At 65.9% G+C, this 26,240-nt stretch carries 23 protein-coding genes and 1 pseudogene; 6 read left to right on the forward strand and 18 right to left on the reverse strand.

The annotated features are described in order from the left end of the window. Positions 1-364: 364 nt before the first annotated feature. From JOF44_RS19395 to JOF44_RS19430, 8 genes are all read right to left on the reverse strand, one after another. On the reverse strand, positions 365-1,777 hold the full coding sequence (locus JOF44_RS19395; RefSeq protein ID WP_417281547.1) for an IS1380 family transposase: 1,413 nt from the start codon (positions 1,775-1,777) through the stop codon (positions 365-367). Between the two features lie 59 nt (positions 1,778-1,836). After that, positions 1,837-3,837: a helix-turn-helix domain-containing protein gene (locus JOF44_RS19400; RefSeq protein WP_209895267.1), complete on the reverse strand. Its 2,001-nt coding sequence runs from the start codon at positions 3,835-3,837 to the stop codon at positions 1,837-1,839. Next, the gene (locus tag JOF44_RS19405) at positions 3,834-4,562 is read right to left on the reverse strand and encodes a TnsA-like heteromeric transposase endonuclease subunit (RefSeq protein WP_209895269.1); all 729 of its coding nucleotides are present in this window, start codon (positions 4,560-4,562) and stop codon (positions 3,834-3,836) included. Before JOF44_RS19405 ends, JOF44_RS19400 begins: the two co-directional genes overlap by 4 nt. Before the next feature lie 248 nt (positions 4,563-4,810). Next, on the reverse strand, positions 4,811-5,383 hold the full coding sequence (locus tag JOF44_RS19410) for a class I SAM-dependent methyltransferase (protein WP_342591893.1): 573 nt from the start codon (positions 5,381-5,383) through the stop codon (positions 4,811-4,813). 12 nt (positions 5,384-5,395) lie between these two features. Then, entirely contained in the window at positions 5,396-5,581 is a 186-nt protein-coding gene (locus tag JOF44_RS19415; protein WP_209895273.1) for a hypothetical protein, read from the reverse strand. Positions 5,582-5,842: 261 nt separating this feature from the next. Continuing rightward, positions 5,843-6,259 carry a hypothetical protein gene (locus tag JOF44_RS19420; protein ID WP_209895275.1) on the reverse strand — a complete coding sequence of 139 codons (417 nt, stop codon included), beginning with the start codon at positions 6,257-6,259 and terminating at the stop codon, positions 5,843-5,845. 140 nt (positions 6,260-6,399) lie between these two features. Continuing rightward, complete coding sequence (locus tag JOF44_RS19425) at positions 6,400-6,831, reverse strand: universal stress protein (RefSeq protein ID WP_209895277.1); 432 nt, start codon at positions 6,829-6,831, stop codon at positions 6,400-6,402. A gap of 72 nt (positions 6,832-6,903) precedes the next feature. Further along, entirely contained in the window at positions 6,904-7,887 is a 984-nt protein-coding gene (locus JOF44_RS19430; protein WP_342591858.1) for a YeiH family protein, read from the reverse strand. Positions 7,888-8,016: 129 nt separating this feature from the next. Between JOF44_RS19430 and JOF44_RS19435 the strand changes: the two genes are divergently transcribed. Further along, on the forward strand, positions 8,017-8,919 hold the full coding sequence (locus JOF44_RS19435) for a LysR family transcriptional regulator (protein ID WP_209895281.1): 903 nt from the start codon (positions 8,017-8,019) through the stop codon (positions 8,917-8,919). 79 nt (positions 8,920-8,998) lie between these two features. Here the strand turns inward: JOF44_RS19435 and JOF44_RS19440 are convergent, their stop codons facing one another. From JOF44_RS19440 to JOF44_RS21050, 8 genes and pseudogenes are all read right to left on the reverse strand, one after another. Further along, on the reverse strand, positions 8,999-9,370 hold the full coding sequence (locus tag JOF44_RS19440) for a hypothetical protein (protein WP_209895282.1): 372 nt from the start codon (positions 9,368-9,370) through the stop codon (positions 8,999-9,001). Between the two features lie 73 nt (positions 9,371-9,443). Beyond that, positions 9,444-10,609, reverse strand: a protein-coding gene (locus JOF44_RS19445) for an IS3 family transposase (protein WP_209895284.1) whose coding sequence is annotated in 2 segments (ribosomal slippage) — positions 9,444-10,333 and positions 10,333-10,609 — 1,167 coding nt in all. Because the reading frame shifts where the segments join, the coding sequence is not laid out codon by codon here. 569 nt (positions 10,610-11,178) lie between these two features. After that, complete coding sequence (locus JOF44_RS19450; protein WP_209895286.1) at positions 11,179-12,864, reverse strand: TniQ family protein; 1,686 nt, start codon at positions 12,862-12,864, stop codon at positions 11,179-11,181. A 151-nt stretch (positions 12,865-13,015) separates the two neighbouring features. Continuing rightward, the gene (locus JOF44_RS19455) at positions 13,016-14,302 is read right to left on the reverse strand and encodes an ISL3 family transposase (protein ID WP_209895288.1); all 1,287 of its coding nucleotides are present in this window, start codon (positions 14,300-14,302) and stop codon (positions 13,016-13,018) included. A 303-nt stretch (positions 14,303-14,605) separates the two neighbouring features. Continuing rightward, positions 14,606-15,910: a DUF6414 family protein gene (locus JOF44_RS19460; protein ID WP_209895290.1), complete on the reverse strand. Its 1,305-nt coding sequence runs from the start codon at positions 15,908-15,910 to the stop codon at positions 14,606-14,608. Next, on the reverse strand, positions 15,910-17,139 hold the full coding sequence (locus JOF44_RS19465; RefSeq protein ID WP_209895292.1) for an ATP-binding protein: 1,230 nt from the start codon (positions 17,137-17,139) through the stop codon (positions 15,910-15,912). The genes JOF44_RS19460 and JOF44_RS19465 overlap by 1 nt, the downstream gene beginning before the upstream one ends. Before the next feature lie 22 nt (positions 17,140-17,161). Further along, positions 17,162-17,917 (reverse strand): hypothetical protein, encoded by a 756-nt coding sequence (locus JOF44_RS19470; RefSeq protein WP_209895295.1) that lies wholly within the window; start codon positions 17,915-17,917, stop codon positions 17,162-17,164. Positions 17,918-18,042: 125 nt separating this feature from the next. Further along, positions 18,043-19,629: pseudogene (locus JOF44_RS21050) on the reverse strand (AAA family ATPase); the annotation flags it as partial. 365 nt (positions 19,630-19,994) lie between these two features. On the opposite strand from JOF44_RS21050, the gene JOF44_RS19480 reads away from it, so the two are divergent. Genes JOF44_RS19480 through JOF44_RS19500 form a run of 5 tightly spaced genes read left to right on the forward strand, consistent with a single transcriptional unit; the run spans position 19,995 to position 24,044 of the window. Continuing rightward, the gene (locus tag JOF44_RS19480) at positions 19,995-20,807 is read left to right on the forward strand and encodes a zinc-dependent alcohol dehydrogenase (protein ID WP_096146768.1); all 813 of its coding nucleotides are present in this window, start codon (positions 19,995-19,997) and stop codon (positions 20,805-20,807) included. Then, positions 20,808-21,191, forward strand: coding sequence for a 6-pyruvoyl trahydropterin synthase family protein (locus JOF44_RS19485; protein WP_092102483.1), 384 nt, complete (start codon positions 20,808-20,810; stop codon positions 21,189-21,191). Beyond that, positions 21,188-22,180, forward strand: coding sequence for a glycosyltransferase family 4 protein (locus tag JOF44_RS20910; RefSeq protein WP_209895298.1), 993 nt, complete (start codon positions 21,188-21,190; stop codon positions 22,178-22,180). Before JOF44_RS19485 ends, JOF44_RS20910 begins: the two co-directional genes overlap by 4 nt. 32 nt (positions 22,181-22,212) lie before the next feature. Continuing rightward, the gene (locus JOF44_RS19495; protein WP_209895300.1) at positions 22,213-23,175 is read left to right on the forward strand and encodes a class I SAM-dependent methyltransferase; all 963 of its coding nucleotides are present in this window, start codon (positions 22,213-22,215) and stop codon (positions 23,173-23,175) included. 11 nt (positions 23,176-23,186) lie between these two features. Further along, positions 23,187-24,044 (forward strand): lysylphosphatidylglycerol synthase domain-containing protein, encoded by an 858-nt coding sequence (locus JOF44_RS19500; RefSeq protein ID WP_165770801.1) that lies wholly within the window; start codon positions 23,187-23,189, stop codon positions 24,042-24,044. On the opposite strand, the gene ribA is transcribed toward JOF44_RS19500, so the two are convergent. Beyond that, a complete protein-coding gene (gene ribA / locus JOF44_RS19505) occupies positions 23,974-25,413 on the reverse strand; it encodes a GTP cyclohydrolase II RibA (protein ID WP_209895307.1) in 1,440 nt (479 codons plus the stop codon). The genes JOF44_RS19500 and ribA overlap by 71 nt on opposite strands. Next, on the reverse strand, positions 25,410-26,231 hold the full coding sequence (locus JOF44_RS19510; protein ID WP_209895309.1) for a CDP-alcohol phosphatidyltransferase family protein: 822 nt from the start codon (positions 26,229-26,231) through the stop codon (positions 25,410-25,412). Before JOF44_RS19510 ends, ribA begins: the two co-directional genes overlap by 4 nt. Positions 26,232-26,240: the final 9 nt, after the last annotated feature.

Consider the following 26,240-nt stretch of genomic DNA (forward strand, 5'->3'; position numbering starts at 1 on the left):
CGCCCTACGGCGCCACAGCGATCTCTTTGCGCATACCTTGGGAGCGAGATGAGGGCGTGCGAACGTCGCTATCGTCCGTCACGTCATAGCGAGGAGGCCCTCGAGTGGAAGCTGTCGAACGACCCAAGGTGGTGTGTCTTTGCGGCTCGCTGCGCTTCGAGAATCTGTTTCGGTCGGAGCGACGGCGACTAACCTCGAAATTTCATGACGCCCGTGAGTGGGGTGGGCCGGCGTCGTTGCCGGTGTTCAGCTGCTGATTCTGGCATCTGGGTGTGACGATCTGTCGCAGTGTCCGTTGCGGGCGGTCGGGTTCCACGCCCGAGGTCGTGCAGCTGGAGATCGTAGGGACGGCTGAGTCGTCTGGTCAGGTCTGGGCGACGGCGGTGCGGAGCCGGTTGACGCCGGTCAGGACGGTGGAGGCTTCCGGGGCGTGCCGGGCGAGGTGGAGGACCTTGTGTCGGCAGCGCCGCACGAGCGTCGCGGGGATCTCGAACAACCGCGCGCGGAGTCGTTTGGGCTCCCATCTCCTTGCGTCGCCGCTGGTGAAGGCGATGGTCTGCATCCAGGCGACAAGCTCAGAGGCGAGCTGGACGATCTGGCACCAGATCTGGTTCTGCGCGAATCCCTGCAGCGGGAACTTCTCAAGGCCCATGTCCTTCGCGTTGCGAATCCGGTCCTCGCAGCGCGCGCGGCGACGGTGACGCAGCTCGAGAACGGGGAGCTGTCCGCGGCTGGTGTTGGTCGCGAACGCGGTGATCCGCATCCCGTCGTGGTCAGTGATTCGCAGCTGTGCCCCGGGGTGCGGTCGTTCTTTCCGCACGATGACGCGCATCCCGTCGGGCCAGCCTGCGAGGTCCAGCAGCCCGGTGAGGTCTGCGACCCAGGCCCCGTCTCGAATCCCGTCATCGTCGCTGTCATAGGCCGGCGTCCACGCGTCTGCTTCGTCAACTCGTTTCAGCAGGTCAGGAGTATGTGCGGGGAGGGTGAACCCGACCGAGTAGGCCAGACGCCGCGTGGTCAGCCACTGGATGTAGTCCTTGGTGCCGCCGGCTCCGTCGGTGCGGATCAGGATCTTCTTCGACCCCCGCCCGCCCCGGCCCAGCAGGGCTGGCGGGAGCTGGGCGAGAGCCTCGCGCGTGACGGCGATGTGATCGGCGGCGGTGTTCGATCCCGCGTTGCCCGGGCGCAGGGCGATGGCGAGGGGTTCCCCGGTGCCGGCCTGTCCGTGATCGAGGAACGCGCATAGAGGGTGATAGCCGAACCCGCGTTTGAACGTCGGTGAGGCCTGCTCCTTCTCACTGTGAACGTTGATCAGTGTGGCATCAAGGTCGATGACCAGCGGGTTCTTCGCGCTGACCCCGTGGCCAGGGGCGTGGTCACCGGCCATGGTCCAGGCTCGTTCGCGCGCGGCACGGCGAGCCCTCGAGATCGCCTCGACCACCGCCGGGGCGTCCTGGGCCAAGGTAGTGAGTGTGCGGGAGATCGTCGGCGCAGAGGCGACGGACCCGAACAGTCCCGGCTCGCACCGCAGCAGGTCAGTGTCGCGGGCGACTTCCCCGCCGATCGCGAGAGTCATCGCGAGGTCCAGCAGGACTTTCGCGGCGTGATGCTCGGCCAGCGGTTTCGTCCAGGGACCCAGCGCTTCGCGCAGCGAAGCGGCCAGGCCAGTGGCATGGAGCGTGTCGGTCAGCAGCACCGCACCCGCCTGCGAGACCGCCGGGACCTCAGCGATGTCCACGCGCGGACGGGGGTAGAAGAACAAGGTAGGCTGGGACACCTGAAAGGTGCTCCTTCCGGTGGATCGATACGAGCTTCAACACCCCGTATCATTCCAGGTCAGGAGCACCTTTCTCCATGCCGTCCGCCGGTCGGGACCACGCCCCCATGAAATCCCGAGGCTAGTAGATCGATCACCCCGGGCATCGAGGCTGCCTCGCGTGGCATCTGCTCGTCGCGGGACGTAGCGTCCTCGCGGGCACGGGTGGCACTCAGTCGCCGCGCCAGCGACTTCCCACGCCGGGTGGTAACGGCGTCCTGGCTCCAGGCATCCAAGAGGTCTTGGACGGCCTGCCTCGGGTCCACGTGGCGCTGGGATTGCAGAGCCAGGCGCTTGGTGTACTCCGCTGCTTCTTGGGAGAACGGTTGGTCCAGCGCGGGGGCGTGCTCCCACTCCAGCGGCTCGAAGCCCTTGGTGTCGGGGTCCTGGAACCAGACCCGGCGCACATCATGGTGATCGACGAAGATCGGCCACTTGCCTGCATGGGCGCCCTGATGCGGCGACTTGTGGTTTCGATGCAGGTTCAGCGCGGGACCGTCGTAGCGGCGCCCGTTGATCTCGACGCCGTAGTGCTGGACCGTGCGCCAGGCGACGTCGAGGAAGGAGAAGGCCAGATCCACAGAGCTTGACAGCAGAAGGCCGCCGGACTTGGCCAGGCCGATCTCGAACATCTCCCCGGGCGAGAACTCCGCGCCCGGCACCTCTGGAACACACAGTCCCTGGTGCGCGGTCTGGTGGTGGACCTGACCGACCCATTCGCGGATGATCTGCTCGAGTTCCGTGACGTAGTAGAAAGCCTGGTCCTCGATGTCCTGGCCGCGGTTGTAGACATCGGGGCCCTTGTAGCCGGGCAGATGTTGAAGCAGGCCCTCGCGCAGCGTCTTGAAGAACCGCTCGATGGTGGGCTTGTCGGTAGGTTTGTGCGGGATCGCCGGCTGGATCGTGATCCCCAGCCGGGCACAAGCCGAGGTCACGTGGGCGGAGAGGTAGACCTTGCCGTGGTCGACCACGATCGCCTCGGGTAGGCATGCTGGCAAGCCGCCCGCTCGCTCCTGTGAGATCCCATCAGGTTCCTCCGTGCCGATCAGCACGTTACGCGGGACCTCATGGAAGGGCCACGCGCCGTCATCGTCGCCGTCCGGCTGCGGAGTCACGCACTGGTAGAGCACGTTCGCCACGTCCGCAGCTGTCGTCGAAACCGGGGTCAGGCGTAGGCCGAGGATGCAGCGGGTGAACAGGTCCTGGGCCACGGTGAGCTCGACCGGTACCCATCTCAGCGTCACTGGCTCCATCGCGAATACATCCAGCGGCGTCGTATCCAGCACCACGTACTCACCCGGCCGCGTGGCCCGCAGCCGCCCGTACGGACCTTGAGGACGACCAGCGACCGAGCGGCGCTGCTTCGCGCTGCCGAACGCGTGCCGCCCCTTTGAGAGCGCCTTCAGGCGCCGATACGCCGTCGTGTGGGGTGGGCAGATCACCGCGCCCGAGCCGTGCTCATCCTCGACGCGGTGACGGATCCGGTCGAGCACGACGTTCATCGTCGGCGTGGAAGCCCCGGTGTATTCATCAAGCACCGCGAGACAGGCCGCGTCCCATCGCGGATCCACTCCCGGAGAGCGCAGCCCCAGCAATCGACTGTCGGCCAGGCCCGCGATACCGGCCTCCCGGTAGCTCGTGAGCCAGCGCTGGACGGTGCGTTTGGACACACTCAGCTCTGTTGCGGCCGCAGCGAGCCGGTCAGCGCGCTCCGTGGCCAGCCGGGCGTCCGGGTTCTCGATCGCTAGAAGCGCCTCGGCGCGGCGTTCGAGCTGTGTACGTTGCTGCTGGGTGAGGCTTGAGAGCACGACATTGCCCAGCTCCAGGCCGGCATCCCGGTCCGGCTGGGCGGTGGACTCTTCGGTGACGACCCGAGCGGAAGCGGCCAGGTGATTGAGCAGGACTCGCCTCATTGTCGAGCCACTGCTCACAGTCGCGGTGCGCGCGCTGAGATCAACGATCTGCCACAGCTCGCCTTCGAACCACACCCGGCTCCCCACGTTCATCTCGATCACGCTCATGACGCCTCCCGGATCCCGGTGATCTGGGTCGCGAGGCCGAGGGGCACGCTGAGGTCGACGGTCCAATGTCCCGTCCACAGCAAAGTCATCGCCGCGGCCATCTGCGCCGGGCGGGGACCTTGCCCCAGAGCCGCGCCCAGTGTCATCTCGACCTTGCCCACTGCCCGGAGTCGGGCAAGGTCGTCAGGGTCCACGTGCCCCGGCCGTCGGCCGAGTGCAAGCGTCCGAATGTTCGCCAAGCGGACCGGATCGGCGCCCGACCACACCTGATAGCGCCACCCCCGCGTCTCGCACACGCGCGCGGTCCAGTCGAAGACGCTGGCCACCTTCGGGCGTCGGGCAAGAACGCGAGGTTTGACATCGACCATCTCAAGGCTGTGATCGGCCAGCGTGAGCAGGAGATCCGGGGCATGCCGCCGGATCACTGCACCATCGTGGCCCCGCAGCCACATGGGCTGTGCCGCGATCCAGGTCACTGTCGGGTCGAAGTCGGCCAGCCACAGTCGATCCAGTTCCAGGCGGCTCTCGTAGGCCACGTGTCCGCCGGTGGTCGCCGACCAGAACATTCCGGAGTAGTGCCGCTGCCCCGCGTAAGAGCCCACGCGCCGCACCGGTCGGGCGGTGCTCAAAGACGTCGCCACCGCATCGCGGACAGACGTCGTCACCTCGCGACCGTCGTCGGCGACGTAGCGAAGTTCGGTGTCCAGCAAGGTGGACCGCGCCATGGATCAAGGGTGCGCCGCGCGACACGTAAATGGGACGCGCGACACGCGTGTGCCAACTAAGTGGAACAGCGACAGATCAAACGGAAACCTACACAGTTGTAGGTTCTCGCGCGATCTGTCACAAGCGCAGCGCACTGACCTGCGATGCGACAGCCGGGCACGTGCGCAGATTCTCGCTAAGTTGTCAGATTCCTCGAGCTGGCCACGGCGGGCGCAGTTGCTTGTCCTCCAGGTCGGCGGATGCCTGTTCAGTCCGGCCGGATTCGACGGGTGAGGTATAGGTCGGTGCGATACGGGATCGCGATCTCTTCCTGCGCTTCGATAAGCGCCGCTACTTCGTCGAGGACGACTTGCCTCTCTGTCTCCTCGAGGTTCGCGATCCAGCTCCACGACGCCACCCGCGCGAGAAGATCGCGCGGGCTCATGATCTGCGTGTGGCTGAATTCAGTGTGCTCGAGGTCTTCGAACTCGTGCGAGTGCTCGAACTCGTCGCGCCACCTGCCCTGGCCGCTGGGGTATTCGCCAGCTTCCGCTTTGTGGTGGGCAACGACCCGCTGGAAGTCACGGAGCCATTGCGTGGTCTCGATCGTCCACGTCGAGGTGTTCCACAGCATTGCGAGCCCGCCACCAGGCCGAAGGACGCGGGCGATCTCCGTGAGAGCCACAGAGGGGTCGAACCAATGAAATGTTTCTCCGACGACGACCGCGTCCACCTCGCCATCGCGGAGCGGGATCACCTCCGCGACTCCGTCCAAGACGTCGACGTCCGGAAGGTCGGCAGCGATCCTCGCTCGCATCGCTGGCGCCGGTTCGACCGCGATCGTGCGACCTACTCACGTGCGCACCAGGGCGGACAGCTGTCCTGTGCCGGCGGCAAGATCCAGCACGGTGCTCTCGTCATTGAGCCCGAAAGTCGATGTGAAGTGGTCGATTGCCTCACCGGGATAGCTCGGACGGCCCTGTGCGTACGCGTCTGCTGTCCCTGCGAACCCCGACATGGCACGTGGATCAACGCTCATGTCGGGACTGTACCTGCCCGAGGGTGGGGACAACCTCGCTTCGAGACGCCCGCTCCACCGGTGAGGACCCGGCGGCTTCTAGGCACCGCAAACGGTCGGTGGTGGGTCGAGTCGAGCACCCTTTACGTTTGACAGCGTCAGGGTGTCGAGTACCCGTGAGCTGGTCGTACGAGAGGTGCCTATCCATCCACACTAGCCGCGTACGAGACCTCGGCCTGTGCCGTAAACGGTCGGCTTCGATGCGGAGGCGAGTGGTGGGCGCTACAGACTGCGATGCGGCGCGCGGAGTGGCCAGTGCTCCTCGTGAACGAATGGGACCGCGACGACTTGCACGGCATCGTCGTAGACGATTCGGCCGGGGCGCTCGGTGCGGAGCTCGACCCAGGGCACCTCGTACCTGTCGAGGAGGACGGTGTAGCGACGGGCCATCTGTAGGAGGGACAAGGCGTCGTCCTTGAACCCGGACCGTGCGCCGGGGTTGACCGTCGTGCTGTAGCACTCTGCGGCGACAGTGCTCGGATCGGTGTAGGCGCGGTTGCCATGGGCGTTATGGCGACGTACCCACTCAGCGTCGTCGTCAGTGAGTAAACCGGAGTCGCGCAGGCCGTTCGTCATCGCGAAGATTCCGGGGTAGGCACCGCGGCTGTTCGGTACCGCACTCTGGAATCGCAGGAACATTGATCCAGGCTAGACGGAGCGGCGCGAGCCTTTGGCCGGGGGAGGAGGACGCGATCTCTGCGTCCTGACGCATAAGGTCCAAGGGGCCGCAGCGAGCCACGCTGCGGCCCCTTGAGGCTAGGCGACTGACAGCGAGGATCTCACTGCGCACGCACGGTCAGCACGGGGCAATGGGCGTGGGTGATGCACTCCAGGCTGACCGACCCGAGGATCAGCGCCGCGAACTCACCGTGACCCCGGGTGCCGAGCACGAGCAGCTGGGCGTGCTCGGAGGCAGCGATCAGCGCGGGAGCCGGGCGACCGTGGGTGAGGCGGCGTGTGGCGGTGACCGGGCAGCCACCGGGGAACGCCCGCTCGATCGCTGCCTCCTGCTGCTGTGCGGCTTCGGTCCGGAAGATCTCGGCGTCACCGGCGATGGTCCCGGTGTAGAAGTCCGGGGCCTTCCAGCAGGTGATGGTGAGCAGCTCGGCCTGCAGCGTTGCGGCGTACTCGGCGGCCTTGCGCAGCGCCACTATGGACGAATCGGAGCCGTCCACAGCGGCGATCACGGGGGCAGGTGGGGTAGAGATCATAGGAGTGTCCTTGCGTCTGTCGTGGCGGTCTGGTGGGGGTCGGGGCGGTGCTCCGGACTGAGCGCGGTGTTCTCAGGCGAGGAGGCTGCTGATCTGGACGCCGGCGAGGGCGATCCCGGCGACCAGGACCGTCGAGGCGGAGGCCAGGATGAACGGTCGGGCCCCGACGTGCACCAGGTTGCGGATCTTCACTCCGCAGCCGAGGCCGAACATCGCCGCGGACAGCAGCGCCGTCTGCAGCAGGTGGCCGACGTCGAGCACGACGGTGGGCAGGGGGAGGGTGGAGCGCAGGATGACCATGAGCAGGAAGCCGATGATGAATACGGGCACCAGCGGCGGCTTCTTGCCGTCGGCCGAGGAATGCCCGAGGCGGCGCTGGCGGAGGCTGAGGATCGCGACGACCGGGGCCAGCATGAGCACGCGGGCGAGCTTCACGATGACCGCGAGTCCCAGTGCGCCGCTGCCGATGATGCCGCCGGCGGCGACCACCTGGGCGATCTCATGGATCGAACCGCCCGCCCACATGCCGCTCATCTCGGGGGTCAGGCCGAGCATCTGGCTGGCGAAGGGGATGAGTGGGATCATCAGCGTCCCGAAGATCACCACCAGCGCGACCGCGGTGACCACGTCCTCCTCGTCGGATTCGGTGACCCCTTCGACGCCGGCGACCGCGGCGGCCCCGCAGATCGAGAAACCGCAGGCGATGAGCAGCGCCTGCCCGGAGCGCATCTTCAGCAGCCGGCCCATCGCGACCGTGCCGAGCAGGCCGCCGCCGACGATGCACACGATGACCACGAGCATCGGCGCGCCAAGCGAGAGGATGTCGGAGATCACCAGCTGCAGGCCGAGGAAGACGATGCCCAGGCGCAGCAGCTTCTTGGAGGCCAGCGTGATCCCGGGGGCGGTCGATTCGGGCAGTCGGACCACGTTCGTCAGCGCGATCCCGGCGACGATCGCGACGATGAGCGGACTCACGCCAGGCAGGAAGACGTTGACGGTCATCGCGATGAGGACCGCGCCGAAGCAGAGCAGGAGGCCGGGGAAGTACTTCTGCACCCTCCCGATGCGAACGGGCGCGGCAGTGGAAGGTGGGGCAGGTGTGCGCTGGAGCATGCGAACAGTCTGACAGCGCCCACACCGCGGGCGACAGTTGCCAATCATCATGCCGGGGCATACGGTTTCGATATGGGAGTGCCGAAGGGCTGGTGGCCGAACCTCCGCACCCTCGCGCTGTTCGTCGCGGTGGTGGAGGAGGGCAGCGTCGGCGCCGGGGCGCGCCGGGTGGGCATGGCGCAGTCAAATGCGAGCCGGGCCGTGGCGGAGCTCGAGGAGTCCATCGGGCTCGCCCTGCTCGAACGACGCCCCGCAGGAGCGGTGCCCACGCCGCCCGGTCGTGCGCTCGTCGGGCACGCGCGTGAGGTGCTCGAGTCGGTAGACGGATTGCGGGACTGGGCGATCCAGACCGGCGACGCGCCGCCCACGCGGCTGCAGGTGGGGGCCAGCATGACGATCGCGGAAACCCTGCTGCCCGCGTGGCTCGCGGCCGTTCGTGCGCGGGTGCCGGGTGCGCGGATCGACGTCTCGGTGCTGAACTCGGCTCAGGTCATCGACGAGGTGCAACAGGGCCGCCTGCAACTCGGCTTCGTCGAGACGCCGCACGTGCCCGTTCGGCTGCACGTGCGGGTGGTGCAGGAGGACGAGCTGCTCGTCGCCATCGGCCCGCACCATGAGTGGGCCTCGCGCACGGGCCAGATCTCTCTGCGCGAGCTGGCCGCGACGCCGTTGGTGGTGCGGGAGCCGGGCTCGGGGACCCGGGAGGCGCTGCAGGAGCTGCTCGCCGATCACGTGCCTGTCGAGCCGGCGCAGGTGCTCAGCAGCAATGCCGCGGTGCGGGTTGCGGTGGCGGCGGGGGTGGGCCCGGCGGTGCTGAGCGAGCTGGCCCTGCGTGATCATCTCGCGCGGGGGCATCTGTTGCGTGTGCCTTTCGAAGGTCGCGGCATCACGCGGCCATTGACCGCGGTGTGGTCCGGGCCGCGCCGGCTGACGGGTCTCGCCGGGGAGCTGGTCGCGGTCGCCGCCGCGACCTGAGCGGGCAGCGAGGGCGTACGGCAGCCACGGCACGCTCCGTGCGTTGTGATGTGCCCTGGCGGCGCTGGCTTCCCGCCGGTCAGTTGCACAGGCGATCGACGAGCGGAAGTGCGTACTGCCAGTCATCGCCATCCGGATCGGTGAGGCTCGCATCCTCAAGCCACGTCGCGTCGGCTTCCGGATGAGGACCAATCAAGCCGACGCTCCCTAGCCCGAAGGAGTAGCACGCCGCGGCGATGTCGCCCGTCTCGTAGTAGGCATACGCTTCAGCGCCCTCCGCGGGGAGCCGCGCGCCCTCCTGAAAGTAGGTCCACCGCACAGTGTCACCCCACGTGATCGCCACAAACTGATCGGAACTGTCTGTCGCGGGAAAGCCCGGAACATCCACTTCTCCTTCGATGGAGCGATCCAGAAAACCGAAGCCATCGCTCCCGGCGAGGTAGGCACCCATACAGACGCCGGGACTGGTGCACTATCAGGTGACAGTTTGACCTGACCTATGGCCTGGTTTCCACTCTTGGTCGCTAGCTTCCGGTGGTGGTGAGTGCCCGCGGGGTGCGGGCGAGGTCGTAGTCGTGGGGTGTCGCGTACTCGAGTGAGGAGTGCCGGCGACGACGGTTGTAGAACACCTCGATGTACTCGAAGATCGCGTTCGCGAGTTCGATCCGGGTCTTCCACTTCTTCCGGTTCAGCAGCTCGATCTGCATGCTCGACCAGAACGATTCCATCATCGCATTGTCCAGGCCGTCTCCCACGGTCCCGAACGAGGGCAGCAGGCCCGCGGAGCGGATCTTCTGAGTGAAGACCCAGGAGGTGAACTGGACTCCGTGGTCTGCGTGCACGATCCCTCCAGGATCTGGCTGGCGTGCTCGAATGGCCATGTCCAGGGCGTTGACGACCAGGGTGGAGTCCTGTTTGGAGTCGATAGCCCAGCCGATGATCTTGCGGCTACAAGCATCCAGCACGGCGGCGCAGTAGACCTTGCCTTCGCGGGTGGGATGCTCGGTGATGTCCGTGACCCACAGCTCGTTCAGCGCGAGACGGTGGAACTTGCGGTTGACCAGGTCGTCTGCGGTGGCGACCCCCTTGAGGCGCTTGATTCTGGCTGGGCCTGGAAGGCCACCGATTCCGGCGCGGGTCATGAGGACCCAGACGAGTCGGCTCGAGCAGGGAATGTTCATGCCCATGGTGAGCTCTGCGTGGATCCGGCGGTAGCCGTAGGTGCCGCGGGAGGCGATGTGGATCTCGCGGATCAGTCCAGTCAGCCAGCGTCGGCGGAGCTCGGTGGCGCTGGTGGGACGCTTTCGGTACCGGTAGTAGCCCTGGCGAGAGACGCCCAGAAGGCGGCAGCAGGTGTGCACTGGAGCTCCGGCGTCGACGAGTCGGTCGATCACCGGGTGCGCCCTTTTGGGGCGACTCCTCCCTCCTCGTCGAGCCACGTCGCGGCCCGGCGGAGGATCGCGATCTCCTGCTCGAGTTGCCGGACGCGGCCGCGCGCCGCGCGGAGCTCGGCAGACTCGCGACTGCTTCGTCCCGGCCGACGGCCGTGGTCGATGTCGTCCTGTCGGAGCCAGGTGTGGAGGGTGACCTCGTGGATGCCCAGGTCCTGCGCGGTCTGCTTGACCTGTCGGCCTTCGCGGACCAGAGCGATGGCCCGGGCACGGAACTCTGGAGGGTACGGGCGGGGCATGCGATGAGCCTTCCATGAAGACCATCGGCTAGCGACGTCAACTGGAAACCGATCCATAGGTCAGGTCAGTTAAAGATTGGCCATCATGTCGCAGCTAGGATTCCAGACTGTCTTGTACTCGATGGGGCGATTTGCTCAGGTGAGGTCGTCGACGTCGGTGGGGCGTGCGATAGGTCGATCGTCGAATCAGGGGATCGAGGTGGGGTCGGGATGTTGTCGGGACCCGCGAGGTGCCAGCGCTCCAGGGTCTGCGCGAAGTCGTGGTGGAGGAAAGAATGGCGAGCACCCGTGGCCAAAGGTGCATCGCCTCTGAACGTTGAATGTCTGCAACGTGCAGTCGGTCGAAGGAGCTGAATCACGCCTTGAACGTCGTGGAGCCACTGCTCTCCATCGATCTCTCGGTACGGGTAGCCGTGCTCCGCAACACGTTCCCTTACCCAGCCCAGGTTCGGGAGGATCCCGAGGTCGGCCGATTGAAGGGCGATTCGTCGCAGGACCTCCAACTCCGACTGTTGCCGGGACGTGGACTGTTCTGGGAGCTTCGGGGAGTGGGATCCCGTGCCTGGTAGTCAAGGGGGCCGCCACTCCAGCGGCCCGTGATCGGGCTGCCCAGTCAGGTGATGTAGTTCTGCGGCTGCGCGCTCGATCAGGCCGGTGACCAGTGCGGCCTCATATCTGCTCAAAGGGGCCGGGGTCTCGGAGGACGGGTCGGTGCCGTAGTCGGGGTGGTAGCGGGCGTCGCCTCCCGTGTAGGTCTGCCAGAGCAGCACCGCCAGCTGATTACGGTCGACCGTGATCCCGGGCGTCGCGTCGATCTCGATACCCTGTACGGCCTGCTCGATGAGTGCCGGCTCGGCGGCCCAGCGCCGTGCGGAATAGTCGATCGGTGGAGGGGAATCGGCGAGTCTGGTCGCGAGGTTCTCGAGTACTTTCAGGAGTGCCTGCCAAGTGCCGTTACGGCGCATCCGGGTGACCAGTGCGCCGGGGGTCGTGGCGAAGCTGGCGGGAAGTCCCAGGTCGAGAGCGATCAAGGACCAGGGTCGGGTGCTGCCGATCTTGGCGAGCAACATCGCGGACGCGGCGCGGGCGGGAATGTCGTCGTCCTGGATCCAGGGTGTGAGGGTCCCGGGCCAGAGAACCTGTGGAATCATCTCCAGCGGGACTTGTCCGGGCCAAGACTGGATCTCCTCTGTCTGACACCGGGGGATTGATTCGGGATAGCGGGGCATGGAGGAGGCGAGGCGGAAGGTCAGTTGCGTCGTCGGCGACAACACGTCCTCCAGAGACCGCAGGCGAACGGCTGCCAGCAGGGGATTGTGCGGCCGGCGCCGTGCTCTCGTGTCGGTCACGATCGGTGTGTGCCGGCCGTTGGGATCGAGCAGGCCGTGACGGTCCGCGATGTCTGCTGCGGCGTGGGCCGTCGGCTGATTGAGGACCTCGAAGGCCAGCCGCGCCGACGACGACAGGCGATCGTGCCCAGTGGCATCAGGCGTGAGGACCTGCGTGAGGTCCGAGTCCTCGTCGATCAGCTCGAGGATCGCATCCAGATGATCGCGAGCAGTCACGCCGAACCCCGCGACGTCCACCGGTTCCAGAGAATGCGCAGCGGCAGCCTCAGCGGAAGTGTGCAGCCTGTCCAACGCGTCAGCCTCCAGGGCGCCCAGCGGGGCGGTAGGCGCCTGACGAAGGTCGTAGCCGCAGCGGTTCCGGCGTCGTCGCGACGGCGGCTGCTCGCCGGCTAGTTGAGGGCAGATCCAGGGCGGAGTCGCTGCGGTCATCCAGAGCGATCTGCTGAACGGCACGGCGCCGCACTCAGGACATCGCACGAGCAGCTGTACTTCGTGGGTTGGGCAGGCAGCGGGCGTGCGCCGGCGCCATGACCGGAGCCAAGCTCCTCCGCTCTCGGCCAGGCACTGCGGACAGAACCTGATGGTCGCCGCCGGTAGCCGGCCGATCCGATAGTTCACCGCATACCGCTCGAGCTCAACCTCGAGTGCCTCATTGCGCGACAACGCTTCATCGTAGGAGTAGGGCTGAGTGCCGAGAGCTGCTGCGAGGGCGTCCGCATGCTGGCGGAGGTAGGTCTCCAGCCGGGGGACGGATGCGTTGACCTGGGGCAGGCCGAGCGCCGCCAGCGTGGCGGCGGGGGTTATGCCGTAGCGGTTGGCCACCCGCCACAGCCACGAGACTGGAAGCTCGTCCGGCAATGGGGCGACCATGATCGGCCATCGGCTGATGTCGTAGCCGCCAGCCATACCCCGCAAGGGCGTTGCCGTGGTCCGGCGCCGATCAGACCGGGAGGTCGGCGAGGCGTTGGGCTGCATTATCCGTCAGTGCCGCAGTGACCACTGCGGGGGTAATGGGCTCTTCGCGGTTCGTGGTGAATGACCCTGTTGGGGCGGGTATTCACGCTACGGTTTTCGCGGCGCTGGCCAGCAGGATACGGGTCCGGTAGTTCTCCGCGTTTCGGAAGCCGCGGCCGGTGCGTTTGATGTTCTTGATGCCGGTGTTCGCGGCCTCGACTCGGGCGGTGGTCGCGCCGGTGACGATGAGGACCTCGATCGCGTCCCACCAGGTCACGATGGTGTCGTAGAGCTTGGTCGCCTCGGGCATATTCGCGATCTGGGAGAAGTAGCCCATCCGCATCCGTTCGTCCCAGGCCTGGGCGAGGGTGTCGGTATCCAGGAGGCGGCGGAGCTGCTCTTTGATGCCCCAAGCGGCGGAGAGCTCGTCGGTGGGATCATCGGTGCGGAACACCGTCTCCAACCGCTCCCAGGCACGCGGGCTCAGGGTGTCAGCGCCGCGCAGCAACAGCATCCGGTGCGCCCAAGCCGGGTCATCCTTCCGGCCCCGACGACCGCGATGAGTGCGAGCCAGGCGCTGACGGACGGTGGTGACCATGTCATTTCCGAGCTTCACGAGGTGGAACTTGTCAACCGAGACCGCAGCACGGGGCAGGTAGGTCCGCAGTGCCTTGCGGAACGCGGCCGACGGGTCGATCGCAACGATCTCGATCCGCTCCTGCCAGGCGTCCGAACGCTGGGCCAGCCAGTCCCCGACGGCGGTGGAGTCCCGGCCGTCGACGACGCCGAGGACCTGCCCGGTGGTCAGGTCGACCAGGGTCGTCATCCATGGCTCGAACCGTCTCCAGGCACCTTCATCGGTGCGGAACCAGCGCACCGAACGGTAGCGGTGCTCATCGATGCCCAGGCGCGTCACGGGCACGTCCTCGGCGGTGGGCAGGACCACTGCGGCAGCGGCCAGCGCTGCCTGGACCAGCCACCACGAGACGCCATGGGCCCGGGCCACTTCTGAGGCTGCCCGACCCGAGGTGATCACTGCGGAGACGATCTGGTTTCGCAGCCGGATCGTCGATCGCGCGCGGTGGGGGACCTGATCGGTGGCTTCCCAGAACGTGCGCCGGGCGCAGGCCGGCTCGAGACAGAACCAGCGCCGCTTGGCCCACACCACCTCCACAGCCCCGGCCACGGGCACGTCCCGGACGTGCTGGGACCGGCGGGAGTGGACCTTGGTCGCGAGCACCCCGCAGGACGGACATCCGGGCGGGACGGTCGAGGCGATCACCACTCGACGGCCTCCGTCGGGCAGGTCGATCGCGTCGACGACGTGGTAGTCGGGCAGGTTGAAGATCGTGCTCGCAGCATCTCGCTGCGAACCAGTATTCTCGTGCACAGGCTCGTGGTCCTCTGAGGTGTGGATGTCTTGACAACACCCATCACAGCAGGACCACGGGCCGTTCTACGCCAGCGACGCGACGCTCTCCTTCACCACGAGCCGCGAAGAGCCCCTGTAGCGGTTCTCGGGGCACTCACCTGCTGGCGCGCAAGGCAATCTGTGTCGACGGTCATCAGATGTCAGGTATCCATATCTGATCTCGCCCCACTCGTCAGTCAAGTCCTAAGTGGACACGCGCTGAGCGTAAGGGATTACAGCGCGCGTGGAAGATGAAGATGGCGTGTCCGCCTGGTTGGTTGCTCACCAGTACAGTGCGACGAACCCGACTTCGAGCTGAACTGGTGGCGCGTAAGGTTCGGGCTGTTGAAGAGGAGCCGTAGAGGTGTTCGGCGCGGACGTGGGGAGTCGATTGATCCAGTCATTTCTGATTGTCAGCAGTAGGTCTCGGTTGACGTTCTCGCCTGCTACAGCCTGGGCGACAGGTTCAAAGGCGCGACGCCGCTCCTCAATGGTCGTTGCAGAAGCGAGTGCCGGAATGGTAGTTTCGACGGCCCTATTGACCGAAGCGGCATCAGGGCTTGCGCCCGAGGCCGCTTGGAGCGCAGCGGCGAAGTTGTTTAGTTGAAACTGAGCGGTGGCCCCTGCCTCGGGAGTCTCGATCAGCTGGGTGTTGCCGAGGTTAAGCTGTTGTAGTGGGAGCACTACCTCATCACGGAGATCAGGTGACAGGGATTCGAGGAGGTCCGCGATTTTGATCGGGGACCATGGTGAAGTGAGCGTAGGTCCTTCGGCCCGGGCGTAGACGGTGAAGGTGGAAGCTGAGAACAGTGTCCGACGGAGGTCGCGCCAGAAGGAGTTGGCTTCAGCGAAGCCGACCAGTTCGAGAGGTCTTGCGCCTCCCTGCACTTCGTTGCCTAGAAGCTCTGTTGCGATTGCGACCTGCTCACCGGCCACCTCGATGACGCTGTGGCTCGTGGCTACCCCCCGCATGGGAACGAGTCCAACGAGAAGCTCCTTAAGTACCTCGATCATTGGTGCGACCTCACGAACGTCCGCAGCCGAGACGCCAAACAGGTCCTCTCGACCGTTCATGAGATCGAGGAATGTGGTACCCACCGTGATCATCTTGAAGAACTGATCGGCTTCTACCTTAATGTCCATCTCCACGATGTCGCCGCGGTGGATGTTGCCCAGGGGGACGGCCAGTTTCGCCTTCTTTAAACGTGGAAGTGCATTTTCAAGATCGCGGTACGAGTGGATCGGCTTGCGAAGCCTACGCTTGATCCCCGAGATGTCGTGAAGGAGAACCCCGACGTCGCGTCGCCAGAGGTCCCGGAACGTGCTTTGGATGACCGCACGTCGGACAACTTCGTTGGTCGAGCTCCGCGATGTGCCAAGGCGTGACTCCACGCTGGCACCGGCCTTCGCCGCGCCGAGGGTCCCTCCTAAACTGTGGTCTTCTGTACGCGAGAGGGTATCGGTGACGGCGTCCTTAATCTCGCCTTGAAGGCCGGCGAGAAGGCTGACAACACTCACTTCGTCCAGATAGATGAACTCGCGGTGGCGGTCACGGATTTCATTGCGCTTGCGGTTCCAGATAGCCATCACTCTGCCTTCACTTGGGTTCTTCGGTCGCGGTCAACCGCCTCAACACCGATGAGGATGTCTTCCCAAGCGATGGATTTCCTATGGTCGAGGGTCGCGGCAAGACCGGCCTCGGTCCAGATCGCAGCGAGGTCGGCCGCTGTCCAGCCGTCCGTGAGTTGGGCCAGCGCTGACAGGTCTGGCGCCTCTCGGAATGTCACCTTGCGACTCGATGCCGTGAGAATCTGAACTCTGTCATCCTCGGACGGCAAGGAGAAGACGAGCTTGTGCCCCAGTCGTCCAGGGCGCAGGAGCGCGTCATCAAGCGCTCCGGGAAGGTTTGTCGTCGCAATGATGAGCACTCGGTCGTACGCCACGAAGCCGTCAAGGAGCGACAGGAACTGTCCAACGAGCCGGTTGGTTGCCTCGTGGTTGTGTTCGCCCCGTTGCGTGTACAAGCTATCGATCTCGTCGAAGAAGAGAATCGCGGGACCGTTGACTTGCGCATGCTCGAAGATTTCGCGGAGCCGACGCTCAGTCTGGCCGACGAATTTGTCGACAATCATAGGCCCGCCGACGTTGTAGAAAGAAGCATCGAGCTTGGCAGCGAGAGCCCGAGCAAGGAATGTTTTTCCCGTGCCAGAGGGGCCGCTGAAGAGCATGCCTTTGATCGGGTTTACTCCCATCGTCCGCAATGGATCGTCGGGCGAAAGCGCCACGGTCGCGAGGTCGAGAGTGCGGCGGACGAGCGTCGTGTTGCCGCCGAAATCCTCGAGGGACGTGGTGTTATCTTCTTTTCGGACGACGAGGGACTCCGGGTCGAAGTCATCGTCGCGGAGGATGCTGAGGTCGTCAATGGGTTCGTCTGCAATCACGGCGATCGGTTGGCCATCTGGTCCGAGCCGAACCGTTTGCCCCTTCTTGAAGGGATCGTCGGCTCGCTGCCGGAAGCTATAGGTAGAGCCAGCTGACTTCACGACGATATCGGTGTTCCCAGCCCACACGACGGTTCCAGTGCGATCACCAGCCGGCCATGACTCAGCGGGGAGTTGCTCGACCCGACCGTCCGCAAGCAGGAAGACGTCTCCGGGCTGCAAACCAGCCAGGCCCGAGCCGTTGGCGCGGGCCGTGTTGCCGTTCCGCAACTCAAGCAAGACTGAGCCATCGACATTGGTTAGGACCCGGAACAGTTGCCCTTCGATGATGTCGGGCTCTTCATCCTCAAACTCACCTGGCAGCAGAGTCGTCATCTGAAGTCTCTCGTGCGGATCGTCACGCCTGAGCCTCGCAGTTCGGCAGCGCTCGGACAGGCAACGCATCATCGGGGAGCGCAGAAGCCCCGATAACTCGCCAATCTTCACCGAGTACGCCGTGGAAGCCACACAAACAGACGATGGAAACCCAGCGTTTGATGGAGTCGGCAACTTCCGCGCGCAGTTCGCGTTCGAATGGCGCGAAGCCCGCGCCCTCCGTCGTTCGCTGGTGATGGGCGGCGAGAGAAGATGAGCTGGCGATGGCCGCCCGCTCTGCCTCGTCCCACATCTCGCTCGATGATCGCGAGCTAACCTCTTTGCCAGCCACCTGGTCGAGATGGTGGTAGCGGCCCGCGTCTGCGTAGTTTCTCAGGGTGCGCACCACCGCCGCCCAGACGGGGTCGTTGTCTAGGGTGCAAATCCAGCTGCGCAGCATCTGTTTCCGCTCCCAGTCGCCAGACTCGACTGCCTCGCGGAGTTCGGAGCGTAACCGCTCGTCCATCTCATCCAAGGCATGGCCCCAGCCCTCACGGGTGAAGCCCATTTTCGTTGGCCAGCCTTCTCCTCTGGAGACGGCTGCGGTGCCAAGCGCGAGCTTCATGAGTCGTTCGACACCGATCGAGTAAGTCGCTAGGACAGCATCGAGGTCACGTTCGAGGGCTCCGTCTTGCCGCAGGAGGCGATCGGCGGACGCGAGTACGCTCCGGGCGGAATTCACCTCGGGCAGCAGCCCACTGAGCCACTGCTGGCTGGTAAACGCTGACCCCTCGTGCATGTCTCAAGGATATCGACAGCAACAGGGCTGACGAGATAGACCGCGCCGTCGAGCGACGGCGGAGTAGGCTGGAAGCGCGCACACGCGCACGAACACAGGTGAGTGTGTTTGGGGCACCTCGGCTAGCCGAGGTCGACGTGCTCGGCCACATAGGGCGCCGGGAGAATGATCGAGCCGCCGAACCGACGTCCAGTGGGGCGGACCGTGATTGAGCCGTCGTCGCGGACGTCTTTGATGGTCCAGGTGTCGCCGTTGCGCACCCAGTCCTTGGCGTTGCGCAGTCGCCGGTCGTTGCGGCGGGTGATGATCGTGTCCCCCACCCCGGCAGTGGTGCCGTCGTTCAGTTCGACCTCCCGACCAGGCTTCAACGTGCCATCGAGAATCAGATCGGCACGAGCACGCTGGTTGAGGACGCTCACGTCGTCGCGGGTCTCAGCGATCAGCACCGACACCAAGCCTTCGTTCCGGTCGGCACGCCACGCGGTGTAGGCGGCGTCGGTCATTGCCTCGGCCTCGCCTTCGTGGATGCGGTGGTGGTCGAGGTAGGTGTCGATCACCTGCGTGCGCCCGTGCCGCAGGGCGAGGGAGGCGGTCTTCTCCCACTCGTGGGTGAAGCGGTGCACGTCGACCAGTTCGGGCGCCTCGTTCCGATCTCCGACGAGGAGCCCGAAGGCGCCGCCGGCATCCACGGATTGGAGCTGGCCGTAGTCGCCGACCAGCAGCGCCTTCGCCCCGACTCGTTCGGCCAGGTGGGTGATCCGGTCCAACGAGAGGGTTCCGGCGAGGGAGGCTTCGTCGATGATGACGAGCTGACCGGCCTCGAAGTCGGTGCCGTGGATGAGGTGGTTCTGCCACCACTTCGCGGTGTTCTCGCATCTGATCCCGAGGTCGTCAGCGAGCACCTGCGCCGCGACAGCGGACGGCGCCAACCCGACCACGGAGCCACTGCCGTGTTCCTTCTCCCACGCCCGTCGCAGGGCCGACATTGCCGTCGTCTTGCCCAGGCCGCCGGGACCGACGATCGTGACGAGCCTGGCAGAGGAAAGGAGACCGGTGACCTGTTCGAGGTCGTCGTCGCGTCCGAGCAGGCTCGTCGCCGCATACCGCACACCGGAGCGGACCGGTTCGTCCATGGCGAGGAGTTCCTGGTGGACGGCCTGCAGTGCGGGTCCCGAACTCGAACCGAGGTCCTCGGCCAGGCGAGTCTGCACGTCGGCGTAGGCCTGGAGAGCTGCAGGCGTCCCCTTCGCACCGGCGAGGGCACGGAGGAATTCGGCGGTGAGCTTCTCGTCGAAGGGGTTGGCCTCATGGAGTCGGGTGAGTTCGGGCAGAGCTTCACGGTGCCGGCCCTGCTTCGCCGTCGCCACAGCGATGACGCGAACGGCACGGGAATCCTCGCCGAGATCGATGGCAGTGCGAGCCAGCTCCAGCGCTCGGGGGATGTCCCCGACGGTCAGGGCAGCCTCGGCGTCCGTGGTCAGGATGTCGAGAGCCCAGAGGTCGATGTCCGCAGTCTGCAGTGCCAATCGGTAGCCGGTCGTGGTGCGTTCGATGGCCTCGGCGGTGGTCTGGGTTCGGGTCCGGGAGACGAGGACCTGCAGTGCCTTGCTCGGGTGTTCGGGCGGATCATCGGCCCAGATGGCGTCGATGAGGGCCTCGGCGGACAGGCCCCGGGGACCTGCCTCGGCGAGGGTGCGCAGCAGCGTCCGCATGCGCTCGCCCGGGATGGGGCGCGAACGCCAGGAGACGGTGCTCAGAAGTTTCAGCCGAGGATCCACGAGTCCCAGTCTACGAAAGCTTGAGTGAATCGGTGATCTGTGGGCGCTGTCGAACGCCCCTACCCGAGCTTCCTACCCGAGCTCACCTGCGCTGTTAGGATGCTCGTATGGCTTGGCAGTACTGGACCGATGCCCACCGACAGGGATGTTGGAGGGAGGTGATGACTCCTCATGCAGGTACCGACGCGGGTACCGGTGGGGAGCAGATGATGCGGGTGCGCACGACCGCCTCGGCGGTGTCGAAGGGGACTGAAACCCTCGTCCATACCGGCCGAGTGCCACCACGAGTCGCGGAGCTCATGGCCGCCCCGCATCAACTGGGTGATTTCCCCCATCCCGTCTCCTACGGGTATCTCGCCGTCGGCATCGTCGATGAAGGCCCGGCCGCATGGATCGGAACGCGCGTCTTCGGACTGCTGCCCCACCACAGCCATCACCTGGTGGTTCCGGACGATGTCCATCCGATACCCGAGGGCATCTCCGACCATCGGGCGCTGCTGGCCGGAGCCGCTGAAACCGGGCTCAACATCCTGTGGCAGTCACCCCCGCACTACGGGGACCGAGTGGCGATCATCGGTGGGGGCATGATCGGTGCCGCCACCGCTCTGTTGGCCTCGCATCTTCCGCTCGAGCGCCTCGAAATCATCGAGACCAACCCTGACCGACGTGCCCTCCTGACCAGCCTGGGCCTGACTGCGCTCGCTCCCGAGGACGCCGGTGATGACTGCGATATCGTCATCCATACCTCCGGGAGCGAAGCCGGGCTGGCCCGTGCCCTCGAGATCGCCGGCGATGACGGGACCGTCGTCGAAGCCTCGTGGTACGGGGACACGGAGCCCCAGGTGGCACTCGGTGCCGATTTCCACGCCCGACGCCTCTCGATCGTCGCCAGCCAAGTGGGCCAGGTCCCGGCCGGACACCGCGCGCGGAGGACCCGCAGCGAGAGACTGGGTGCCGCACTGAGCGCACTCCACGACGACCGCTTCGACGCCCTCATCACCGGAACTTCGGGGTGGCAGGACCTGCCATGGCTGATGGACGAACTCAGCAGCGACACTGCGCTCGCGACAGCCACCCTGTGCCATGTGCTCGACTACGAAGAAGGATCCTGAATGTTCAGCCTCAGCGTCAACGACCACGTTATGATCGCCCACAGTCTGCCGCACGAATTCTTCGGGCCCGCGCAGGCTCTCCACGGTGCCACCCTCGCCGTCGAGGTGACGTTCACCCGGGAGGAACTCGACGAACATCGTGTCGTCCTTGACATCGGTGAGGCTCTGGCGCTGCTCGACGAGGCCCTGACACCGCTGCGGTACACGAACCTCGATGAGCATCCCGATTTCGCGGGCCGTCTGTCGACGAGCGAGGCGATCGCCGAATACATCGGCACCGACCTCTCCACTTCTCTCGCAGACCGTCCCGAGATCGGGATCACGGTCCATCTGCGCGAGAACCCGCGCGCTGCGGTGTCCTATACCGTTGCGAATCGGCCGTGACCTACACCCTCATCGAACCGGACCTCGGCCGCACCAGCGGGGGACTGCGCTTCAACTCCGAACTCGCCGCCGCGGCCGAGGGGCGGATCGAGCGCATCACCGGGCCTGGGACCTGGCCCGAGCCCTCGGACGAGGACGTGGCCAGGTTGCGCCAGCTGGTTGCACGATGTCAGGAAGCCGGCGATGCTGCGGCTGGGCGCGACCGCCCGGTCCTCATCGACGGGCTCATCGGATGCAGCCTCCCCACACCCCTGCAGGGTCCGATCGTGATGCTCCAGCATTCGCTGGCACAGACACCTGCCGCTGCCCGTCGTGAAGCCGACTGTCTGCGGTCCGCATCCGCTGTGGTGACGACGAGTGCATTCGCCGCCGCCGAGGTGGCCCGGAAGTACGGCATCACCGCCGAGGTGGCCCTGCCCGGAACGCATCCACGTCCCGTGACGCAGCCCGGTTCGCCAGCCCACCTCATCTGCCTCGCAGCGATGGAGGACAACAAGAACCAGCTGTTCCTCGCACACGTCTTCCAGGAACTGAGACGACGCGGCATCACCGATTGGCGTTGCACCCTCGCCGGGCCCATCACCGACATCGACTATGCCGCGGACGTGTGTGATGCACTGGGTGGACTGAGTTCGGTGGATTGTGTGGGCGAACTCGACGGTGCCGCCGTCGATGAGCTCTACCGGCACGCGGACCTGCTTCTCCTGCCTTCGAAGGCCGAGACCTTCGGGATGGTCGTGCGCGAGGCCGCCGCCGCAGCTATTCCTTCGCTCGTGAGCGCGGGCACCGGGGCACAGGAAGCCCTGGTTGCCGGGCACGTACTGGAACTGGACGTCCCCACATGGGCAGATGCCCTGGAACGGTGGATGAGACACGCGACCTACCGAACCGAACTCGCAGCCACGGCGCTCGAAGCTAGGGAATCCTCTGTGCACGGGTGGGACGAGACGGCGCGCACCATGCTCTCCGTCTTGGAGAGCGTCTCATGAACGCCGCAGAACCGGACTGGCTGGATCTGCGGGTGCCCTTCGATGATGCTGCACGACAGTATGCACTTCCGCTCCTTGACAAGGCGGCCCGCGCGCTGAGCCTCGACACGGAACGACAAGTCGGCACAGAACGACAAGTAGGCACAGAACGACCGCTGGTCGTCATCGACCTCGGCGCCGGAACCGGCAACTCCATGCGCTTCTTCGACCGCTGCCTCGCTCAACGACTGCCGGAGCGTCCTCTGCACTGGGTGCTCGTCGATGCCGATGAGTCCGCACTCGAGATCGCGGCCGACAGATTTGGTACAACGGTGCGCACGGTCGCGGCCCCGATCTCCTCCCTGCCGGCCATCGCTGCCGAAGTGCTGGGTGAGGTGGCCACGGAGGTGGGCACAGCCAGCCTGACGGAGGTGGGCACAGCCAAGCCAAGGGGCGAGCGACGAACAGCAGCCGCCGCGTCGCCAGATTCGTGTGATCTCCTCATCACCGGCAGTGCCCTGCTCGACGTGCTCACACGCGAGGACTTGGCGACCATCGTCGAGACGCTGCATCGCTTCTCCGGGGTCGGGCTGTTCCTGCTCAGCATCTCCGGGCAGTGGCGTCTGACCCCCTCACATCCAGATGACGGTGTCCTCGACGAGGCATTCGCCCACCACCAGCTCCGCGAATCACGCCTGGGCACCCACGCAGCGACGGTGCTGGAGACGACGGCGCGCAACACAGGTGCACAAGTGGAGACATCCGCCAGCCCCTGGCACCTCGAAGCACCACGGGACTCGGAGTTCCTCACCCGATTCCTCACCGAACGCGTCGATGCCGCCATCGAGGAGGAACCCCGTCTGCAGGCGAGGGGCCGGGCATGGTTGGAAGACCGGTGGGCCCAGTCTGGGCTCACCGTCGTCGTCGACCACACCGATGTGCTCATCGACGCCACGGTCCAACACGACACGAGGACAGCTCAGCTCGGCACGAGGAGAGGCGAACCGAAGCGATGAGGAGGCTGTGGGTGCGACGGGCGCTCATGCTGCTCATCACCATCGGCTTGCTCGTCCTCACCGTGCGCATCGTCGGGGTCCAGGCTCTGCTCGAAGGCGGACAGGTAGTCACGCCGATGACGGTCCTCGCGGCGCTGGTCCTTGGTCTGCTCGCCACGACCGCCCAAGCCATGCGGTTCTCTCTGCTGCTGAAGCAGACCGGAACACAGGTGACTCGGCGCCGAGCCCTTGCCGACTGCTACTCGGCCGGTCTGCTCAACACCCTCCTGCCCGGTGGACTGAGCGGAGACCTGGCTCGTGTCGCCGCCTACCGCAATACCGGGCCACGCCGGTGGCTGTCTCCGCTGACCGTCGTCGGTGCCGAACGGCTGAGCGCAACCACGCTGCTCTTCATCACGGCCACGCTCGCTCTCATCCCCGTGGCCCCGGCCTTCGCCTGGATCGCCGCAGCGGTCGCCGTGGTCACCGGGGTTCTCTCAATTGTGGGCATGCGGGGGATGAGAGCAGCAACCATCGGGCTCGTGTGGCTGATGGCGGCGGTGACCATCGGATCCTTCCTCGCCCTCTACCTCATCGCGATGCTCGCCCTCGGAGGTCCCGTCATCCCGGCGCTCGCCGTCGTCGGCTTGGCAGCGATGAGCATCCCGCTTGGCGTCGGCGGCTGGGGAGTGCGCGAGGTCAGCGTGAGCATCCTTGCCGGCAGTCTCGCGAGCTCGGTCGAATGGGCGGTCACCACATCGGCGGGCTACGGTCTCCTGGCCGCTATCTCAACGTTGCCGGGCGCGATCACCCTCATGCTCAGGCTGTGGAGGCGTCACCAGGAGAGCGATCAGCATTCTCCGTCGACCCGCCGCTCGCCGACTTGCTGAGCAGGTATTCGGTGCACATGTCCTCACCGAACCGGTAGCGGCGGAACGGGCGACGCAGCGCTTCAGCCATGACCTCAGTGCCCTCGAAGCGGATGCCTGGGACCCCATTGCCGATGAGTACGGGCGCCGAGGTGAGGAACAGTCGGTCGAGCACGCCGGCTGAGAGGAACGATGACACCGTCCGTCCGCCGCCCTCGACCAGGATCGATCCCGAGACATGCTCGCGAATGAGCGAGATGATGGTGGCGGGAGAGATCTCACTGTCCGCCGTCGCTGGCAGCCGAACCATATGGACGTGGTCGCCGATGTCCTTTGGGGGGACAACCTCGGCGCCGGTGAGCCACAGCGTGGGAGCCTCGGGCGAGGTGAGGACGGTCGCTGTGGCGGGGATCCGACCGTGGGGGTCGAGGATGACGCGGACGGGATTCTTCCCGGGGACGGCGCGCACCGTCAGTTGGGGATCGTCGGCCACGACCGTGCCGCAGCCGACGAGGACGGCACCGACAGACGCCCGGATCCGATGGAGATGGGCGCGGTCGATCTGCCCGGAGACGAACTGTGCGTCACCATTGGACGTCGCGATGAAGCCGTCCTCGCTCTGGGCCAGCTGTGCGACGACCTCGTCGCCACCGGCGATCGTGTCGTAGACGGCCAGCGTGTCCTCTTCGCCGACTGTGCTGATTGTGCCGACTGTGCTCGCGGTGTCCCCGGTGCCCTCGGTGTTCGCCTCCGTGGTGTCGACGTGTGGGTGCTCGGCAGGGGCGATATGGTCCATAAGGCGGCGTTTGGCCTCGAGGTATCCTGCGTTCTCCGGCCGGTCCGGCACCTGGAGGCTGAGGCGGTCGGCCACCGTGATGCCCATGCCCTCAAGGGCGGTGACCTTGCTCGGGTTCGAGGACAGCAGAGTGATTCGCGGGCAGTCGAGATCGTTGAGGATCGCTGCCGCCGCTGTGTAGTCGCGTGCATCATCGGGCAGGTCGAGAGCACGGTTCGCGGCGACGGTGTCGAGACCGGCGTCCTGGAGGGCGTAGGCGCGCAGCTTGTTCTCAAGTCCGATCCCGCGGCCCTCATGCCCGCGCAGATAGATGAGAATACCGGTGCCGGCGTGAGCAATGGCGGCGAGCGAAGCCGAGAGCTGGTCACCGCAGTCACAGCGATGCGAGCCGAGGGCATCGCCGGTAAGACATTCGCTGTGGACTCGCACGAGGGGAGCATCCACAGCAGCCGGGTCGCCGATCGACATCACTGCGTGGGCCGTTCCATCGTGAGTGTAGGTGCGGAGCGTGAAGAGCCCGTGGACGGTGGGCAGCTTGCTCGGAGGCCCGCCGACCAGGACGGTTGAGTCCGTGCTTCTGTGCAAGGCAGTCATGGTCCAAGTCTACGTACAGGCAGGCGTTCTGAGTCTTCTGCATTCCCCGAAACAGCTTCTGCCTTCTGCGAAGCAGGCTGGAGCCGGGCGAAGTCATCTGCATATCTGTTGGAACCGCCCGGAATCTGGGGTCCGGCATGCCGCTCGAGCCACAGGATGTCGCGGCCGAAGGAGAAGATGAGCGCAGCGAGGGCGATCACTGCGCTCATGATGCCGAGACTCGGATTTGCCAGAGCCACTGGTGACCCAGCGATGAGGAGGAGGATTCCTTGGCTTGCCGCGATCGTTTTGCGCAGGACCGACGGCGGCAGCTGCTGCTGTCTCCAGGCGGGCCGCAGCAGAGCTGCCCCGCGGAAGAGATAGTAGAAGGTGCCTGGCAGAACAACCCACCATCCCCAGATGGGGACGAGTGCGACGGAGAGGACGAGCACAACGAGAGCATCGACGGATTCGTCGAAGTCGGCCCCCGCCGAGGTGGCCCTGGTTCGCCGTGCCACGTAGCCGTCGCAGGCGTCGAGGATGAGCGCCAGCCCACCGACGACGATCGCCGTCCACGAGAAGCCATCATCGCGGATGATGAGGGCGGTGAAGACCATGATGAGTCCGAGCCGTACGGTTGTCACGTCGTCGGCCGGCCGCCACCTCTCGGCGCGGAACAGACTCCGGCCGGCGCCGAGGCCGAAGAGGGCGAGCATGATGAGAACCGTTGACCACTGCGGCTGGAGCACCGCAGAGATCAGAGTGGCAGCGCCGAGCAGGGCCAGCGGCGTGAGGAGTCGGAGGCCGGGTGACTTTCCGGATGAGTGGGAAGTGCGCATGCTTCCGTT

Source organism: Brachybacterium fresconis, from assembly GCF_017876515.1.
GTDB classification, from domain to species: Bacteria; Actinomycetota; Actinomycetes; order Actinomycetales; family Dermabacteraceae; genus Brachybacterium; species Brachybacterium fresconis.